Genomic DNA, 240 nt, shown 5'->3' with positions numbered 1-240 from the left:
CCGGTAGCGGTCGTCCAGGTGCGCCCGGCCGGCCAGCAGCACGCCCGAGCGCTTCTGCTCGGCGACCATGCAGTCCTTGATCTCGACGATGCTGGGCACCGCGTCCTTGGCGTTGCCGAAAACTTCGAGGCACACGGTGCGCGTGTGCGCGGGCCTCTTGTGCACCACCCAGCGGCAGCTGGTGAACAGGCCGTCGCAGCCTTACTTCTGGATGCCCGGCAGCCCCGAGAGGAACTGGTC

1 pseudogene is annotated in these 240 nt (G+C 68.3%); it reads right to left on the bottom strand.

The features are described 5' to 3' along the window. Positions 1–240 (bottom strand): annotated as a pseudogene (locus tag AC0IYU_RS34965) (hypothetical protein); the annotation flags it as partial.

The sequence above is a fragment of the Variovorax sp. AC103 genome (assembly GCF_979254005.1).
The sequence above is the reverse complement of the archived record's forward strand: the minus strand, read 5'-3'. Positions and strand labels throughout refer to the sequence as shown.